This is a genomic window from Serratia sp. SA088 (genome assembly GCF_049065515.1).
Taxonomy (GTDB): Bacteria; Pseudomonadota; Gammaproteobacteria; order Enterobacterales; family Enterobacteriaceae; genus Serratia; species Serratia nematodiphila.
Window position 1 is genome coordinate 1 of record NZ_JBAKGW010000011.1, and the last position, 17,420, is coordinate 17,420.

The 17,420-nt window shown below is 57.6% G+C and carries 9 protein-coding genes; 4 read left to right on the forward strand and 5 right to left on the reverse strand.

What is annotated here, in order from left to right; genetic code table 11:
* Window positions 1–4,470, reverse strand: a 4,470-nt coding sequence (locus ACOWVD_RS22150; RefSeq protein WP_421105782.1) for a DUF637 domain-containing protein, incomplete at its 3' end; no start/stop codon positions are given.
* A gap of 64 nt (window positions 4,471–4,534) precedes the next feature.
* A complete protein-coding gene (locus tag ACOWVD_RS22155) occupies window positions 4,535–6,202 on the reverse strand; it encodes a ShlB/FhaC/HecB family hemolysin secretion/activation protein (RefSeq protein ID WP_406888481.1) in 1,668 nt (555 codons plus the stop codon).
* A gap of 369 nt (window positions 6,203–6,571) precedes the next feature.
* Here ACOWVD_RS22155 and ACOWVD_RS22160 point away from each other — a divergent pair, with 369 nt between their 5' ends.
* Both ACOWVD_RS22160 and ACOWVD_RS22165 read left to right on the forward strand, forming a co-directional pair.
* On the forward strand, window positions 6,572–8,026 hold the full coding sequence (locus tag ACOWVD_RS22160) for an SIR2 family protein (protein WP_164095073.1): 1,455 nt from the start codon (window positions 6,572–6,574) through the stop codon (window positions 8,024–8,026).
* Window positions 8,023–8,514: a TIR domain-containing protein gene (locus ACOWVD_RS22165; protein ID WP_049239877.1), complete on the forward strand. Its 492-nt coding sequence runs from the start codon at window positions 8,023–8,025 to the stop codon at window positions 8,512–8,514. Before ACOWVD_RS22160 ends, ACOWVD_RS22165 begins: the two co-directional genes overlap by 4 nt.
* Before the next feature lie 65 nt (window positions 8,515–8,579).
* Here ACOWVD_RS22165 and pstB read toward each other — a convergent pair whose 3' ends face one another.
* From pstB to ACOWVD_RS22180, 3 genes are read right to left on the reverse strand one after another with little or no spacing between them, the layout of a single operon-like run.
* Window positions 8,580–9,392 carry a phosphate ABC transporter ATP-binding protein PstB gene (pstB, locus tag ACOWVD_RS22170; RefSeq protein WP_421105783.1) on the reverse strand — a complete coding sequence of 271 codons (813 nt, stop codon included), beginning with the start codon at window positions 9,390–9,392 and terminating at the stop codon, window positions 8,580–8,582.
* Between the two features lie 28 nt (window positions 9,393–9,420).
* The gene (gene pstA, locus ACOWVD_RS22175) at window positions 9,421–11,070 is read right to left on the reverse strand and encodes a phosphate ABC transporter permease PstA (protein WP_164095075.1); all 1,650 of its coding nucleotides are present in this window, start codon (window positions 11,068–11,070) and stop codon (window positions 9,421–9,423) included.
* The gene (locus ACOWVD_RS22180) at window positions 11,067–13,238 is read right to left on the reverse strand and encodes an ABC transporter permease subunit (protein ID WP_421105784.1); all 2,172 of its coding nucleotides are present in this window, start codon (window positions 13,236–13,238) and stop codon (window positions 11,067–11,069) included. Before ACOWVD_RS22180 ends, pstA begins: the two co-directional genes overlap by 4 nt.
* A gap of 396 nt (window positions 13,239–13,634) precedes the next feature.
* Between ACOWVD_RS22180 and ppk1 the strand changes: the two genes are divergently transcribed.
* On the forward strand, window positions 13,635–15,698 hold the full coding sequence (ppk1, locus tag ACOWVD_RS22185; RefSeq protein WP_004941606.1) for a polyphosphate kinase 1: 2,064 nt from the start codon (window positions 13,635–13,637) through the stop codon (window positions 15,696–15,698).
* Window positions 15,699–15,708: 10 nt separating this feature from the next.
* Window positions 15,709–17,259 (forward strand): exopolyphosphatase, encoded by a 1,551-nt coding sequence (gene ppx, locus ACOWVD_RS22190; protein WP_033632396.1) that lies wholly within the window; start codon window positions 15,709–15,711, stop codon window positions 17,257–17,259.
* Window positions 17,260–17,420: the final 161 nt, after the last annotated feature.

Here is a 17,420-nt window from a genome sequence, read left to right on the forward strand (position 1 = left end):
CATCAACATATGTTCGGTCATGTTGTAGCGATAAACCGACTGCGCGCTGTCTGCAGCACTGTAGGCGCCTTCCGGCGTATGTGTTGTCAACGCCCCGGTCAAAGCCCCGATTACTCGTGCCGTCTGTTCCTTGGCTTCGTTGCCGTTTAGCGCCTCTTGCAAACGCAATATCTGGCGCTCTTTCTCATTGATATTAGCCGGTTCGAATAGCGTGCTTTGCATAATCACACCGGCCAGCTCCGCCGCCAGCGCCCCGGCCGCTGCGCCTTTGCCGTCACCCTTGCCGATTTCCGCACTGATACCCGCCAGCACCGCATGGCTGACGCTCCGACCCGGCAACCCCAGTATCTCCCCGTTATCCCCTATCAGGTGAGCGCCCTCGGCCTGCACCTGACCGCCGATATTCGCCAGCAGCGCGTTGGTCAGGTTATCTTTGAAGCTGCCGCCGTTGATGGTGGTATTGAGGCTCGAGCTGATAATGGATTGCCCCGCCACTCGCTGCGCCACCTTGCCCCAGTCTTCATTGTTTAAAACCGGCAAGCGGGCCTTGTCGGCCGGCACATCCAGTTTCAGCACCCTTTCATCGAACCCGGCCAGCGCCCCGCCTATTGCCATTGCGGTAACCACCGATTTAACGCTGCCGCTACTGCCCAGCGCTTTCAGCGTTTTCGATAAATTCCCCTGGTTTTCCACCAACGCCACCGCCGCCTGGGACATCAGGCTCGTCATCCCCGCATAGGCTGAGCCGTACACCGCGCTCGCGCTTGCCCCGGCCGCGCCGGTGGCGGTAACGGCCGAGCTCCCCGCCGCCGCCAGCCCAGCCCCCGCAGTCACCGCCGCCGCCGCAATGGCTATCACCGCCGCAACAGCCGGGTTCAGGCTCTGGCTTTTATAATCCCAGCTGTCGTAAGCATCCTTAACCACGCTCCACTGCACGTCGCCGTGTTGATTAAGGCCCTTCAGCCATTCCGTACCCGGGCTATTGCCCATCGCGTTAATGGCGCTTTGCAACGCCTGGCCATTTTGCGCTTTCACGTCGGCAGTCACGCCCTGAGCGGCATCAATCGTCAGCTTACCCCCGGTGTAAATGTTCGGCAGCAACCAGGTGGTTTCGGTATAGCCTTTATCGGCCTGTTTGATGAAAAAGCCTTTGGAAATCGAAACGGTCTGTTCAAAAGAGGTATTTTTGACCGCGCGGAAATTAATTTTCCCGTTCGTGCTGGTCAGCCTGGCGTTTTTGCCTGCCTCTATTTTGCTGGCTTCATAGGTACTGTCGTCACGGCTCAACAGGTTGATGTCGCCGCCGGCGCTAAACTCGGTCACTTTGTTGGTCACATCGTGACGCGTCTGGGTGACTTCTTTCTTGGTGATGCAAAAAGACCATTTGCTGCAGGTCTTCTTTTTATCTTCATAGTGATTAAACTCTTCCACCGCCTGCGCGTAGAGATAACCCCCTTTGGCCGCAACATCCAGCGTGCCTTTTGCCAACAGGCGGGTGCCCTGGAACAGAATGCTGCCGTTCGACAGCAGGGTCAGCAACCCGCCGCTGTTCAATACGCTACTCTGCTGCGTCACCGATTCGCTATAATTTCCGTCACCACTATGCTGGGTGCGATTTTTGACCGCCTCAAAGGTCAGTGGGCCGTTAGCGGCGATGTACATGTTGCCGCCGGAGGAAAAGTCGGTGCCAAAGGCGGCGATATTGCGATTGGCAACCAGCGACATCGCCCCCTCCGCCCGCAACAGGGTGGTCAGGTGCCGAATATCCAGATCGTTCTCACCGAAAGCGCTATGAGTATACTCAACGGCAGCCAGCCACAGATTGCCGGTCAAAATATCGAGGTTCTTGCCGGCATAGACAGTGGCCCCCTGTAACCCAATATCTCTGGCGGCGTGGAGAAGAATATTCCGCCCTGCAGTAATTCGGCTCCCGCGCACAGGGGTCTGCGATTCAGGGAACAGGCTCGCGTAAGGCGGGGTATCTCTGGGGTTCAAATCAAGGCTATTCCCCGACACAATGCTGACATCTTGACCGGCGGTAACGCGCGCGCCGCGCATATCAAGGAAGCCATTGCTGCTCAGGGTAATGGAGCCGGAAGCCCCCAGATTGCCCGGCGCATTCAGCGCATCGTTATAGCGTTGTTGTACCGCCGCCTGGCTGCCGGGGTCTATTTTTGTGTAGTTCAACAACCCATTGCTGCGCCAAACCTTTAACCCGGTGCCGGCGTTTATCGTGATATTTTTGCCGTCCGCCAACACGCTGTCCAACAGGAGAACATCCTGCCCGGCCTGAATCGTCAGATCGCCACGCGCATACAGGCTGCTAAACCAGCGGCTACCATCCGAATTGAAGAAGTGCGGCCCCGCACTGGTCACCGAGTACACCGGCCCATTGCGGCTAAGCAGCGTGATGTCCTGGGCATTCACATTGCTTTGCCAGAGGTCTATGTTGTTTATCGCCGTCATTGCAACGGAATTACCCGCTTGAATAACCCCCTGACTCAGAGCAATATTATTGTCGGCAAGTAGCGTGACATTTTCCTTCGCCACAACCACATCTGACAGTTTAATGGTGCCGGCTTTTAACAAGACGTTTTTAGCCGATAAGGTTTCGCCGCGGGGAATAACCGTCACCTCGGCTACATGAGTGGGTTCATAAGGTAGCTGGGTAGAGATATCAATGGTGTCTTTAAAATCAGCGACCAGATTGCCATCTGCATGAACAAAACTTGGTAAGTAATCCGTATATTTCCATACAGAAGAGTCGCCTTGATTAATCAAGTCAAACTCAACAATTTTTTTATCACAATTCCGACATGAGAACTCATCTCTCCTTATATCTGCAGGGCTATAGGATAGCCCTTTTTCAAGGGTGTCCGGAATACCATATGCACGGTACTTATTTATCACCCCGAAAGAATAACCCTTCGCAGAAAGCACATTACCAGTAAGAAAGAGATCTTTGCTCGCAACTATACGGCTAGCGGAGTTATTTATCCCCCCAGAATATATGTAAGCATCCCCCCCTGAACCAATGGTAGCGGCATTACTAACATTCAGTTTTCGAAACTCTTTTCTTTCCAGATTAACATATCTTCCAGAAATAAAATCAAAAGAGCCAATCCAAGAGGATACATCTGCCGGTTTTTTCACCCTGTATATTGGATATATAAAATACCCAGGTTCATCAATACTTTGGTCTCCCTCTCCTAATATATATAACCCAGGGAAATTTGAGTTGTATCCAAGAAAGTCACTCCATGACGTCTGCAATATATCAGTGACATTATTCAGTTTTTCTGTGCGTATTATCAAATCACCGCTGTTAGTCATTATCTTCGCAGAGCGGTTTTCAACCAGATTGGCCCTGTTGCCTTGCGCATCCTTCTGGATCCACAGATTGTTATTGGCGTGGATTTTGGTGTCTGAACCCACGTTACGCACCGTATCGCTGAATACGCGAATATCGCGGCTGGCGGTAATTTGCCCTGCGTTAGTCAGCATCTGGCTTGCCAGTGTGGCGTCCTGATCGGCCTGGACGGTGGCGCCCGGTGCGACGAGCGTATCTCTGGCGCTGACGTTAAGGTCGGTTTTGCTGCGGGTGGCGCCAGCCAGGGTGATTTTGCCGTTCACGTTCAGCGTGATGTCACGCTGGTTGGTGGTGAGGTCTTTCAGGTTCACCCCCACGCCATCCTCACTGGCCACCAGGCGGATTTTGTTGGCATACATGCCGCCCAGCGCCTTGGTGTCCACCGCCAGCACCGGTTTTGCGCCTTCGTCGGCTATCGGAGTGACCGTGCCGTCCTTAAAGCTGGTGCGGTTGGCGCCCTGGGTCAGCGACAGGTTTTTCGCTTTGATTTGCCCGTTCAGCTCGGTGGCGCGGCTGATGATATCGACATAATCCTGCGTGTTGCCGTCCAGCCCCTTGCCGCCAATGGTGACGGTGCCTTTTTTGACCTCCAGCGCCTCCAGCGCGCCCTGCTTGTCGAACTGCGGTCTGCCGGTGGTTAACGTTACGCCCGGCGCATTGATAAATCCACAGCCGTCGCAGCTGATGCCGTTGGGGTTGGCTATCATCACGTTGGCCTTGTTGCCAAACACCTCGAGCTTGCCCTGCAGCTCGGAACGGCTGCCGCCGGTGACTTCGTTGATGATCAGCTCCGCGGCCTTGCCTTTGAGATTGCCGTTGGCATTCAACTGCCCGGCCAACTGCGACTGACCGGCGGCGGTGGCGTTGTTCAATACGGCCCCGGGGGCTGCCACGTTAAAATCTTTATAGCTGTTATGCGAAATGCCCGCCGCGTTGGGCGTGGCGATATTGACTACCGACACATTGCCCTGCTGTACCTGCGTATTGCCGTTGGCGGCGTTGATGCCGGCAGCAAACGCCGGGTGCAGTGGCGTCACCGCCGTGGTGTAAATCAGCAGGTAACTGGCGCCCCGCGCCAGCGGATGTTTGAACTTATCCATGCTCATTCCTTTGAAAGGATGTTGGTTTTTGGGCGCATGCAAGCGCCGATGCTGTGTGCTGGCGTTATAACGTGACGGTGGCTTGCCAGTAGGCCACCCAACGATCCGGTTGCAGGCAGTCTGGGTGCGTCAGCGGTTTACCGACGGTGACCGCCTGATTGAACCAACGGCCGCTTAGCGTGGCGCCCAGCGCCACACCGGCGACGTTGCCGCCGTCTATCTGCCCGGCGCGCCCCTGCAGCCAGCCGGCGTCTAACGCGCCGGTCAAAGAGAGCTCCCCCAGTCCCGGCAAGGTCTGCCATTGCCAGTTGAGTTCATTGCGCCAGTAGGCGCCGCGATTGCCAGTCAGGTACTGCTCTTTAAAGCCGCGCACCGAGTATTGCCCGCCGATGGAAATGCGCTCGCCGGCATACAGGTTGTCTGCGCTGGTTTGCCCGTAGGCCGAGGTCAGGTAGTAGAGGGAGGGGGCGAGCGGATAGAAATAACTGGCGCTGAGGCCAAGCTTACGGAACTCGCTGCGCGGCGCCCCGTTGCGCTCAGGATCGTCGGCGGTGGCGCCCAGCATGCGCAGCCCGCGACTTACCGTCGGGTTCAGCGTCACATAGCCGCCGCCCGCGACCGCACTGTAATTGAGGCCCAGGCTGACGATGCTGAGCGTTGGGCTGCTGACGCCCAACCGTTCACCCGCCAGCTTATTTTCCGTGGTGCGCCGCGCCAGCCCGATATCGATGGCCAGCTTACGTTTGCCATCCCGCAGCAACGTGCGGTTCGCGCCCAAACGCTGGGTCTGGTTATTGCCCTGATAGCGGTAAGCGGCACCGTTGAACGGCACCTGCTGGAAAAAATCGTTCCAGGCGTACTGATAGCTGAACAGCCAATAGCCATAGGGGAAGGTGACGCTGCCGTTCAGGCTGCGGCTGCGATGATGCGGGCTGAAATCGTTATTGCGCGCTGCGGAAAGCGACCATTGATCCGCAAGACGCAGCGGATTATCCAGCGAGAAGGCGGCGTTCATCTGTCCGGTGCCGGTGCTTTTCTGGCCGCTGTTATCCGCGCCGAAAGAAAAAGAAGCCGGCGCGCGCGTGGCGCCACGCAGCAGAACCACGTTGGAAAAGCCGGGTTGCTCGCCAGGTTGGATATCGATAGTCACCTGTTGCGAGGGCAGGCGGTTGAGCTGCTCCATACCCTGCTCGATATCGCGCAGATTCAATACGCCACCAACCAGACCGGGGAACGCCATCTTCAACGCCGGCGTCTGCTCACCGTTTTGCGTGATGGACTCGATTCGCCCCTCGCTGGCGCTGACGGTCAACACGCCGCGGGAGATATCCTGCTCCTGCAGCCAGGCCTGTGAGGTGACATAGCCGCGTTGCAAATAAGCATTGGTGGTTTCGCGCACCAGACGGTTGATGTGCTCCAGCGTCAGGCAGCGCCCCTGATACGGGCGCGCCAGGCTTTCTTTTACCGACCAGGAAAGATGCTCGGCGCCCTCAAAAACAATCTGCCGCACCGGCTGGCAAACCGCTCCTGCGGCGGCCGGTACAGGCAGCGGTAACGCCTGCAATTCAACGTTATTTTGCAGCGCATCGCGCTGTTGCTGGGCCTGTTCCAGCAACGTTTTCTGCTGTTGGGTAATGCTGTCGCGATCGGCAGGGCTGGTGATTTCCGCGCACCACGCAGAGCTGCAAAACACCAAAAGCACAGGCCAAACCCTCGGCTTCCATGCACACATTTAAATACATCCATTTACATTAATTTACATACCTTAGCGGAGTATATACATTTTATGCCACCAATCAATAATAATGAGAATTATTTTTGTTTGATCTAAATCACAACGCGGAAAAAATGCGCATATGCCACAGCTACTGCAGCTTATTACCCAGAGTGCATTTAATTAATATTAAAATTAAAAAAACGAATAATAAAAACAAATAAATTCAATATAAAAATAACACACTCAATATCGACAAAAACAAACAAGAAGAGTTTACAAAGTTAATTCACCCTTTTATCTTTGTAGTTCTATTTTAATAATTAATGCATAAAAAACATAGTTATTAGTTAACCAATAAAGAAAAACAATATCGGGAATAACCTCATGTTTAACCGTGATATAGAACTGTTTATTCGTGATTACGTTAATGATATTAAGGCTGGCAGCGCTGCGCTGTTTGCCGGCGCCGGGCTGTCCATCCCCGCCGGTTTCGTCAGCTGGAAAGAGCTTATCGGCGATATCGCTTATGAACTGGAGCTGGATATCGAAAAAGAGAGCGATCTTATTTCCCTGGCGCAGTATCACCTCAATGAAAAAGGCAACAGACATAAGATAAATCAAAAAATCATTACAGAGTTCGCTGAACAGGCGGAAGAAACAGAAAACCACCGGATTATCGCCAGATTACCGATAGCGTCACTTTGGACCACCAACTACGACGACCTGATTGAAAAAACCTATGCCCGTTATAATCGCGTCTGCGACGTTAAAACCACACCGGAAAGCCTGACCAACAACATTCACAAACGTGATGTTGTTTTATATAAAATGCATGGTGACTATAGAAATCCCAACCAGGCGATTATCACCCGCGAACAATACGAGACTTACTCCCGCACACACCTTCCCTTTATCAACATGCTGATGGCGGAACTGACCGCTAAAACGTTTCTGTTTATCGGTTTCAGCTTCGAAGATCCCAATCTGCAGTATGTGTTGAGCCGCCTCTATGCACAGTATGCCGAAGGGAAAAGAAATCACTACTGCATTATGCGGCGCGTCCAGCTCGGCGATAACGGTAGCGAGGATCAGGCGTCCTGTGACTACAACAGTCGTAAACAAAGCTTGATGATCAACGATCTGCGCCGTTACGGCATTCAAACGCTGCTGGTGGATGACTATCGGCAAATCACCGACCTGCTGTATGCCATCGAAACGCAGTTTAAGAAAAGCACGGTGTTTATCTCCGGCAGCGCCGACAACTACCATCCTTATGCCCGTGAAGAGTCCATCCAGTTCATACATCGTCTGGCGCGCCTGCTTATCCGCAAACAGTACCGCATCGTCAACGGCTTCGGCTGGGGCGTAGGCACGGCGGTGATCAACGGCGCCTTGGAAGCCATTTACGACAGCCAGGGAAAAATCAGCGAAAGCCAGCTGGTGCTGCGCCCTTTCCCCCAATTCGCCAGCGGCGGCATAGCGCTGCCAGAGCTTTGGCACGAATACCGTCAGAACATGATTTCGCTCAGCGGCATCGCGATCTTTTTGTTCGGCAACAAACGTAACGCCGAGGACGAATACGTGCTGGCCGACGGTTTATTGAAAGAGTTCCAGATCGCTACGGAACAAGGCTGCGTCTGCATTCCTATCGGTTGTACCGGCAGCGCATCCGCCGAGATCTACCGGAAAATCAAGGAGGAAATGAAAGAAACCCTCTACCACCGCCACCCCGCCGCCATGAATCTGCTGGATCAGCTTAACGAACCGGGCAGCCTGGCGGAGAAGAAAAAATGCCTGTTGGCACTAATCGATATCATTGCTAAGGATAACCCCCGATGACCAGAAAATGCTTTTACAGTTTCCATTATGAGCCGGACAACTGGCGCGCCTCTCAGGTACGCGAAATGGGCACGCTGGAAGGTAACCGGCCAGCCACGGATAACGATTGGGAGGAAGTGAAAAAAGGCGGCGATAAAGCCATTGCCGATTGGATCAAAAGCCAGTTGGACAATCGCAGTTGCGCCGTGATTCTCGCCGGTAAAGATACCGCTAATCGCAAATGGATTAATTTCGAAATCTGCGAGGCCTGGAAAAAAGGCATGGGCGTGCTGGTGGTGTATATACACAATTTGAAAGACAGCGCCGGCGACCAAACCACGAAAGGTAAAAACCCGTTGGATTACATCAAGCTGGGTGACGCAAAGCTTTCCACAATCGCCAAAGCCTACGATCCGCCTTATTCGACCAGCACCAATGTCTATAACCATATAAAAGACAATTTGGCTGAGTGGGTAGAAGAAGCGATCCGCATTCGCAAAAATTACTGACGCCCCTGATAGACAAAAGGCTGCACGGTTGTGCAGCCTTTCGTTTGTTCATAGCCCAAACGGCCTCACCCATACCGCCCGGTAATATAGTCTTCGGTGCGGCGCTGGCGCGGCGAGGTAAAAATCGCGTCGGTGTCGTTGTATTCCACCAGCCGCCCCTGATGAATAAAGGCGGTGTAGTCGGAGACGCGCGCCGCCTGCTGCATATTGTGCGTCACCAGCACCACGCTATAGCGCTGCTTGAGTGCGGAAATCAGCTCTTCGATGGTCAGCGTGGAGATCGGATCCAACGCCGAGGTCGGCTCGTCGAGCAGCAACACCTCCGGCTCGATGGCGATGGCGCGCGCGATCACCAGGCGCTGCTGCTGGCCGCTGGACAAGCGGAACGCGTTTTCGCGCAGCCGATCTTTTACCTCATGCCACAGCGCGGCGGCGCGCAGCGAACGCTCCATCGCCTCATCCAGCAAACGCCGGTCGCGCACGCCCTGCAGCCGCAGGCCGTACACCACGTTTTCATAGATCGATTTCGGGAACGGGTTCGGCCGCTGGAACACCATGCCCACCCGCCGCCGCAGCGCCGCCACGTCGATCTGCGCGCCGGAGATCACCGCGCCGTTCAGCTGCAGTTCGCCCTCGATGCGGCAGTTGTCCACCAGATCGTTCATGCGGTTGAAACAGCGCAGCAGCGTCGATTTACCGCAGCCCGAGGGGCCGATCAAAGCCGTCACCCGGTGCTTCGGGATACGCAGCGAAATATCGTGCAGCACCTGTTTGTCGCCATAAAACAGGTTCAGGCCGTTGACCGCCAGCGCGGTCTGTTCATCGTCGAGATGCTGGACATCCAGCCGGGGCAAACTGCCTGGCGTCATCAAACCCATTACGCACTCCCCAAAAATAGCGTCATTGTTACTGCGACCATGCTCGGTACCGCTCCCTCAACGAATGGCGGATACCCATCGCCGCCAGATTCAAACTCACCACGATCGTCACCAGCAGGAAGGCGGTGGCGAACACCAGCGGCCGCGCCGCCTCTACGCTCGGGCTCTGGAATGCCATATCGTAGATCTGGAAGCTCAGGTGCATGAACTTCCGCTCCAGGTGCAGATACGGGAAAATCTCGTCCACCGGCAGCACCGGCACCGATTTCACGACCCCCACCAACATCAGCGGCGCGGTCTCCCCGGCGGCGCGCGCCACCGCCAGGATCAGGCCGGTCATCATCGCCGGCGCCGCCATTGGCAGCACGATGCGCCACAGCGTCTCGGCCCGGCTGGCGCCCAGCGCCATCGAGCCCTGCCGCAGCGAGGTGGGAATGCGCGACAGCCCTTCCTCGGTGGCGACGATCACCACCGGCAACGTCAGCAGCGCCAGCGTCAGCGCCGCCCACAGCACGCCGGGCGTGCCGAAGGTCGGGTTGGGCAAGGATTCAGGATAGAACAGCTGATCGAGCGTGCCGCCAATCATGTAAACAAAGAAGCCGAGGCCAAAAACACCGTAGACGATCGAAGGCACCCCGGCCAGGTTGACCACCGCGATGCGGATCACCCGCGTCAGCAGATTGTTGCCGGCATACTCGTGCAGATATACCGCCGCGATCACGCCAAACGGCATCACCACGATCGACATCAGGATCACCATCAACACCGTGCCGAAAATGGCCGGGAACACCCCGCCTTCGGTATTCGCTTCGCGCGGGCTGTCGGTGAGGAACTTCTTCACCTGCTCGCCCCAGTGTGCCAGCTTCTCGGAGGTGCTCATGGCGTTCGGGTACCAGGCATCGCGCACCTGGCTGAGCGGAATGGTCAACGTCTGCCCGTGCATGTCGCGCAGCAGTAACGCATCGCGCTGGCGATCGCGGTTCAGCCCCGCCAGACGTTCGGACAACAGCTGATACTGCCGCTGCAGCTCCAGCCGCTCGGCCTTGATGGCGTCCTGTGCGCGGGCGTCCAGCTTATCGTCGCGCTGCAGGCGTTTTTCCCGCAGCCGCAGCGCGTCAAACTGCTGATTGATGCGCGCCATGTCGCGGAATTGAATGTCGTGCGCCTGGCGCGAGAGCGCGGCGATTTGCGGCAGCCTTTGCTGCAACGCCTGCCCCAGATGGCGGCCGGTCAGCGGTTGCCCGTCTTCCAGCAGCCCCGCCAGATAGCCGTAGGCGGTGCCGTGGCTGTCGCGTTCCAACACCAACAGGCTGCGCGGCGTGCTTTGGCTGCGGATATCGCTGGCCAGCAAGGTGCGGAAATCCTGCCCCTCGCGCTCGCGGTTGCCGACTTTGATCAGGTAACGCTCGACGTTCTGCGCCTCGCCCGGCGGCGTAACGCCCGCCTCGGCCAGCTGGCGCCGGGAAATGCTTTGCTGCTGATACAACTCGCCAATCACCGTCACCGGTCCGGCGCCGTTCTGATTCAGTTCGAACTGATAAACCGGACTCGGCCAGAAATAGCGCATCCCCTGTCCGGCCAGCAGCAACAGAATGCCGATCAGCGCCAGCAGGCTGACGGCCACCGAACCGGCGGTCAGCCATATCCACGGCGACCCGCTCTTCACCCAGTTCTTCATGGCGCCTCCTGATTCGGCGTGTAGCGCTTGCGCAGCCGCAGGCGCACCGCCTCCGCCAGCGTGTTGAACACGAAGGTGAAGACAAACAGCACCAGCGCGGTCAGGAACAGCACGCGGTAATGGCTGCTGCCGGAGACCGCCTCCGGCATTTCAATGGCGATGTTGGCCGCCAGCGCGCGCAGCCCCTGGAACAGGCTGCCATCAATGATCGGCGTGTTGCCGGTGGCCATCAGCACGATCATGGTTTCCCCCACCGCGCGGCCAAAGCCGATCATCAGCGCGGAGAAAATGCCGGCGCTGGCGGATGGCAGCACCACCTTGATCACCGTCTGCCACTGGGTAGCGCCCAGCGCCAAAGAACCCTGGCTCAAGGTGGCCGGCACGCTGAACAGTGCGTCCTCCGCCAGCGAGAAGATGATCGGCACCAGCGCGAAACCCATCGCCACACCCACCACCAGCGCATTGCGCTGGTCATAATTATCCCCCAGCCAGAAATGCAGCGGCTCACCGAACAACGCCACCTCCAGCCGCGGCCCCAGGTTGAGCGCCAGCCACACCGTCAACGCCAGCAGCGGCAGCAGCAGCAGCAGATCGACGCCCGGCCGGCAGCGCGGCATAAAGCGATGGGTCAACGCGCCGCACAGCAGCACCGCCGCCGCCAGCAGCAGCGGCAACACCAGCACCGCCAACAGATACTGCTCGATGATCGGCGCCAGCCAAATGCCGGCCACCAGCCCGATCACCACCGTCGGCAGCGCGCCCATCACTTCGATAGCCGGTTTGATCACCCGCCGCAGCCCCGGCGTCATAAAGTAAGCGGTATAGATGGCGCCGGCCAAGGCCAGCGGGATGGCGAACAGCATCGCGTAAGCCGCCGCCTTAAAGGTGCCGAAGATCACCGGCATCAGGCTGAATTTGGGTTGGTAACTGTCTTCGCCGGAGGTGGACTGCCAGACATAGGCCGGCTGCGGGTAGTTCTCATACCACACCTTGCCCCACAACGAACGCCAGGTGACGTCCGGGTACGGGTTGTCGAGCGCATAGCGTTGCCAGCCCTGCGCGCTCTCCAGCAGCAGGCCATCGCCGCGCGGCGCGAACGCCATCTGCCGCACCTCGGCGCCCAAACGGGTATTCAGCAGCGGCTGCGGTTGAATGGCGGAGAACAGCGAGAAGCCGCCATCGGGCCGCAGGGTGGCGAACACCCGGCGGTAAGGCTCGGCCACCGTCAGCTCCTGCCCGTCGGCGCCGTGGTCGAAATGCTGCACTGACGTCAGGCGCCAGCGCCGATCTTTTTCCACCTCGAACCACTCGCGCAGATTGCCGTCGGCGCCCTTGATCAGCAGCGCGCTGCCGCCGGGCAGCGCCGTCATTTGATACGGGGCATGTTCGCCCAAGGTGCGCGTTTCACGCAGCTGCAGCTGCGCACCGTCGATTTCATAACGCGCCAACCGGTTGCCGGTCAGCAGATAAAGCTGACGGCCATCCGGCGTCAGCACCAGTTGCTCTCCGCCTTGCTCCAGCGGGCGCTCGCTGAACTGCGGCGACCGATCGGGGCTGAAGCGGCCGAATACCAGGCGCCGATCGTCGGTCACCCCGGCCAGCAGATACTGCCCGCGATGCGCATCCGCCAACGACAGCAGTTTCAGCGGCTTGCGCTGTGGATCCAGCGCCAATGGCTGCTGCCCGAGCGGGAACTGCCACTGAGGCCGGCCGTTTTCCGCCGTGGCGAAATCCGCGCGCGCCACCACCAACCGGCCGTCGGCCTGCGCCAACGCGAACAGATCGCGCTCGCCGGCGGCCTGCGCGAGCAGCGTCGGTTTGGCCAACAGCGTCTGCTGCGCCAGCGGCGTCTGGGCCTGGCCGCTCGGCGCCGGCGTCAGACGATAAAATTGCCCCGCGCCCTGCGCGTCGATGCGATAACCGACGCGCTGCTGCACGTCCATGCCCAGCGCCAGCGCCGGGGCCGATACAGTGAACGGCAGCGGCTGCGCCTGGCCGAGCGAGGCCGGTTTGAACAGCGGCAGCACGGCAAACAGCAGATAAACGAAGATCAGCATCAACGTCATCAACACCATCAGCCCGCTGGCGGTCACTGCCGCCTGCACGCCACGGTCGATGCGCCCGCGCAGGCGATCTCGGGGATGTTGATTTGCCGTCGTCTGTGTCATGTGTCTCGCTGTCGCTGAAGTAATCGGGCTTGCGCCGTAAGATAACCGGGCATCTTATGTCAGTTTTATGACGTTTGCATGACAAAGTTATCCGGCAAAATTCAGGTTTTTTACACTGCAAACAGACAATATGACGTTGATATATTGCTAAAAAATGACCATAAATACGCTTTATAACGCCAAGAATAAGCCTGCTAACCGTCATTTCATGCTGCTCAACTCACCGTTGCGCGTCCCGCCTCAACGAAAATTTATTGCCGCCGAAAAACACCGCGCGCCAACGCAATGGATATGTTGGACTTTCCTGTCAATCTCTCGCAATAATGATGAAGGACACTAGAGCGGCATCCGGGCGCTGCGTCCCGGATCCTATTCTAAATTTGAACTGGAGTGGCAATGGGTCAGGAAAAGCTCTACATCGAAAAAGAACTAAGCTGGTTATCCTTTAATGAGCGCGTGTTGCAGGAAGCCGCAGATAAGAGCAATCCCCTGATTGAACGTATGCGTTTTCTGGGCATTTACTCCAACAACCTCGACGAGTTCTATAAAGTCCGCTTCGCCGATCTCAAACGGCGCATCCTGATCAGCGAAGAGCAAGGTTCCGCCGGTTCCTCACGCCATCTGCTGAAAAAGATCCAGGCCAAGGTGCTGAAAACCGATCAGGAGTTCGACGGTCTGTACAACGATCTGCTGCTGGAAATGGCGCGCAACCAGATCTTCCTGATCAACGAACGCCAGGTGTCCGAGAACCAGCAAATCTGGCTGCGGCAATATTTCAAACAGCACCTGCGCCAGCACATCACGCCGATCCTGATCAACCACGACACCAACCTGGTGCAGTTCCTGAAAGACGATTACACCTATCTGGCGGTGGAGATCATCCGCGGCGCGCGCATCGACTATGCGCTGCTGGAAATCCCGTCCGACAAGGTGCCACGCTTCGTCAATCTGCCGCCGGAAGCGCCGCGCCGCCGCAAGCCGATGATCCTGCTCGACAACATTCTGCGTTACTGCCTGGACGATATTTTCAAGGGCTTCTTCGATTACGACGCGCTCAACGCCTATTCGATGAAGATGACCCGCGACGCAGAGTACGATCTGGTGACCGAAATGGAATCCAGCCTGCTGGAACTGATGTCTTCCAGCCTGAAACAACGCCTGACCGCCGAGCCGGTGCGCTTCGTTTATCAGCGCGACATGCCGAATGAAATGGTGGAACTGCTGCGCGGCAAGCTGGGCATCTCCAACTACGATTCGGTGATCGCCGGCGGCCGCTACCACAATTTCAAAGATTTCATCAGTTTCCCGAACGTCGGCAAGGCCAATCTGGTCAACAAGCCGCTGCCGCGCCTGCGCCACATCTGGTTCGACGGTTTCCGCAACGGCTTCGACGCCATTCGCGAAAAGGACGTGCTGCTCTACTACCCGTATCACACCTTCGAACACGTGCTGGAGCTGCTGCGCCAGGCGTCGTTCGATCCGAGCGTGTTGGCGATCAAAATCAACATCTACCGGGTGGCGAAAGACTCGCGCATCATCGAATCGATGATCCACGCCGCGCACAACGGCAAAAAGGTCACGGTGGTGGTCGAGCTGCAGGCGCGCTTCGACGAAGAGGCCAACATTCATTGGGCGAAGCGCCTGACCGAAGCCGGCGTGCACGTGATCTTCTCGGCGCCGGGGCTGAAAATCCACGCCAAACTGTTCCTGATTTCGCGCCGTGAAGGCGATGAAATTGTGCGCTATGCTCATATCGGCACCGGCAACTTTAACGAAAAAACCGCGCGCATCTACACCGACTATTCGCTGTTGACCGCCGACTCGCGCATCACCAACGAAGTGCGCCGGGTATTCAACTTTATCGAGAACCCCTACCGCCCGGTCACCTTCGATAACCTGATGGTGTCGCCGCAGAACTCGCGCCTGAAGTTGTATGAGCTGATCGACAACGAAATCGCCAACGCCCAGGCCGGGGAACAGGCCGGCATTATGTTGAAAATAAATAATCTGGTGGATAAAGGGCTGGTAGATCGGTTATATACCGCGTCCGGCGCCGGCGTGAAGATCCGTCTGCTGGTGCGGGGCATGTGTTCCCTGATTCCCAACCTGCCGGGGATCAGCGACAATATTCAGGTGATCAGCATCGTCGATCGCTTTTTGGAACACGATCGGGTTTACGTTTTCGACAACAAAGGTGACAAACGGGTGTATCTGTCCTCCGCCGACTGGATGACCCGCAACATAGATTACCGTATCGAAGTGGCGGTATCGCTGCTGGATCCGGCGCTGAAACAGCGCGTTCTGGACATTCTGGAGATCCTGTTCAGCGATACGGTCAAGGCCCGTTATGTGGATAAAGAACTGAGCAACCAGTACGTGCCGCGCGGCAACCGCCGCAAAGTGCGCGCCCAGGTGGCTATTTACGAGTATTTAAAAGCTCTGGAACAACCAGGACAGTAGGCCAGCAACTATGCCGCTAAAAAACACTGCAACGAACAAACCGCAGGAAATCGCCGCCATCGACCTCGGGTCGAACAGTTTCCACATGGTGATCGCCCGCGTCGTCAACGGCGCCTTACAGGTATTGGGCCGTTTAAAACAGCGGGTGCACCTCGCCGACGGATTGGACAGCAACAACGTACTCAGTGAAGAGGCGATAGAACGCGGCCTGGCCTGCCTGGCGCTGTTTGCCGAACGGCTGCAGGGCTTCCCGGCGGATAACGTCACCATCGTCGGGACCCACACCCTGCGCCAGGCGGTGAACGCCGAAGTGTTCCTCAAGCGCGCCGCCAAAGTGATCCCCTACCCGATCGAAATCATCGCCGGCCAGGAAGAAGCGCGTCTGATCTTCATGGGCGTGGAACACACCCAGCCGGAGAAAGGCCGCAAGCTGGTGATCGACATCGGCGGCGGCTCCACCGAGCTGGTGATCGGCGAAGACTTCGAGCCGCTGCTGGCGGAAAGCCGCCGCATGGGCTGCGTCAGCTTCGCCCAGCTGTTCTTCCCCGGCGGCGAGATCAGCAAAAACAACTTCCGCCGCGCGCGGCTGGCGGCGGCGCAGAAGCTGGAAACGCTGGCCTGGCAGTACCGCATTCAGGGCTGGCAGTATGCGCTGGGCGCCTCGGGCACCATCAAGGCCGCCCATGAAGTGCTGGTGGCGATGGGCGAAAAAGACGGTCTGATCACCCTGGAACGCCTGGAAATGCTCGCCGAACAGGTGCTGCAGTTCAAAAGCTTCAGCTCGCTGAGCCTGCCGGGGCTATCGGAAGATCGCCAATCGGTGTTCGTGCCGGGGCTGGCTATCCTGTGCGGCGTGTTCGATGCGCTGGCGATCCGCGATCTGCGCCTGTCTGACGGCGCACTGCGCGAAGGCGTGCTGTATGAAATGGAAGGCCGCTTCCGCCACCAGGACATCCGCAGCCGCACCGCCAAAAGCCTGGCCGATCACTACAACATCGACCGCGAACAGGCCAAGCGGGTGCTGGAAACCACCGAACTGCTCTATTCGCAGTGGATGGCGCAAAACACCAAGCTGGTGCATCCGCAATTGGAAGCCCTGCTGAAATGGGCCGCCATGCTGCACGAAGTGGGGCTGAGCATCAACCACAGCGGCATGCATCGCCATTCGGCCTACATTCTGCAAAACTCCAACCTGCCTGGCTTCAACCAGGAACAGCAGCTGCTGTTGGCGGCGCTGGTGCGTTTCCACCGCAAGGCGATCAAGCTGGAAGAGCTGCCGCGCCTCAACCTGTTCAAAAAGAAACACTACCTGCCGCTGATCCAGCTGCTGCGTCTGAGCACCCTGCTCAACAACCAGCGCCAGTCGACCACCACGCCGGAAACGCTGCGCCTGACCACCGACGACAACCACTGGACGCTGCGCTTCCCGGCCGGCTACCTGGCGCAAAACAACCTGGTGCAACTGGACTTCGAGCGCGAGCAGGCCTACTGGAACGACGTCGTCGGCTGGAAGCTGCTGATCGACGAAGAAGGTTCGCAAGACGAACAGCGCTCCGCCTGATCCCCCGCCCCCTGCCAGCCAGGGGGTTTTTCTTTCCGCCCTCGCTCCGCCAACCTAAACGAAACCCTAATACGCCGCGCCGCTCGCCGGAAAAAAATGGACAACTTTTGTCATCAGCGCCTAAAATCCGGTTACAAATTCTCGAGCGAATAACACAGGAC

Bases quoted from the DNA above. Each gene is read 5' to 3' on its own strand.
- ACOWVD_RS22165 (WP_049239877.1), top strand. From the start codon at position 8,023: ATGACCAGAAAATGCTTTTACAGTTTCCATTATGAGCCGGACAACTGG.
- pstA (WP_164095075.1), bottom strand. From the start codon at position 11,070: ATGAAGAACTGGGTGAAGAGCGGGTCGCCGTGGATATGGCTGACCGCC.
- ACOWVD_RS22160 (WP_164095073.1), top strand. From the start codon at position 6,572: ATGTTTAACCGTGATATAGAACTGTTTATTCGTGATTACGTTAATGAT.
- ACOWVD_RS22155 (WP_406888481.1), bottom strand. From the start codon at position 6,202: ATGTGTGCATGGAAGCCGAGGGTTTGGCCTGTGCTTTTGGTGTTTTGC.
- ACOWVD_RS22180 (WP_421105784.1), bottom strand. From the start codon at position 13,238: ATGACACAGACGACGGCAAATCAACATCCCCGAGATCGCCTGCGCGGG.
- ppk1 (WP_004941606.1), top strand. From the start codon at position 13,635: ATGGGTCAGGAAAAGCTCTACATCGAAAAAGAACTAAGCTGGTTATCC.
- pstB (WP_421105783.1), bottom strand. From the start codon at position 9,392: ATGGGTTTGATGACGCCAGGCAGTTTGCCCCGGCTGGATGTCCAGCAT.
- ppx (WP_033632396.1), top strand. From the start codon at position 15,709: ATGCCGCTAAAAAACACTGCAACGAACAAACCGCAGGAAATCGCCGCC.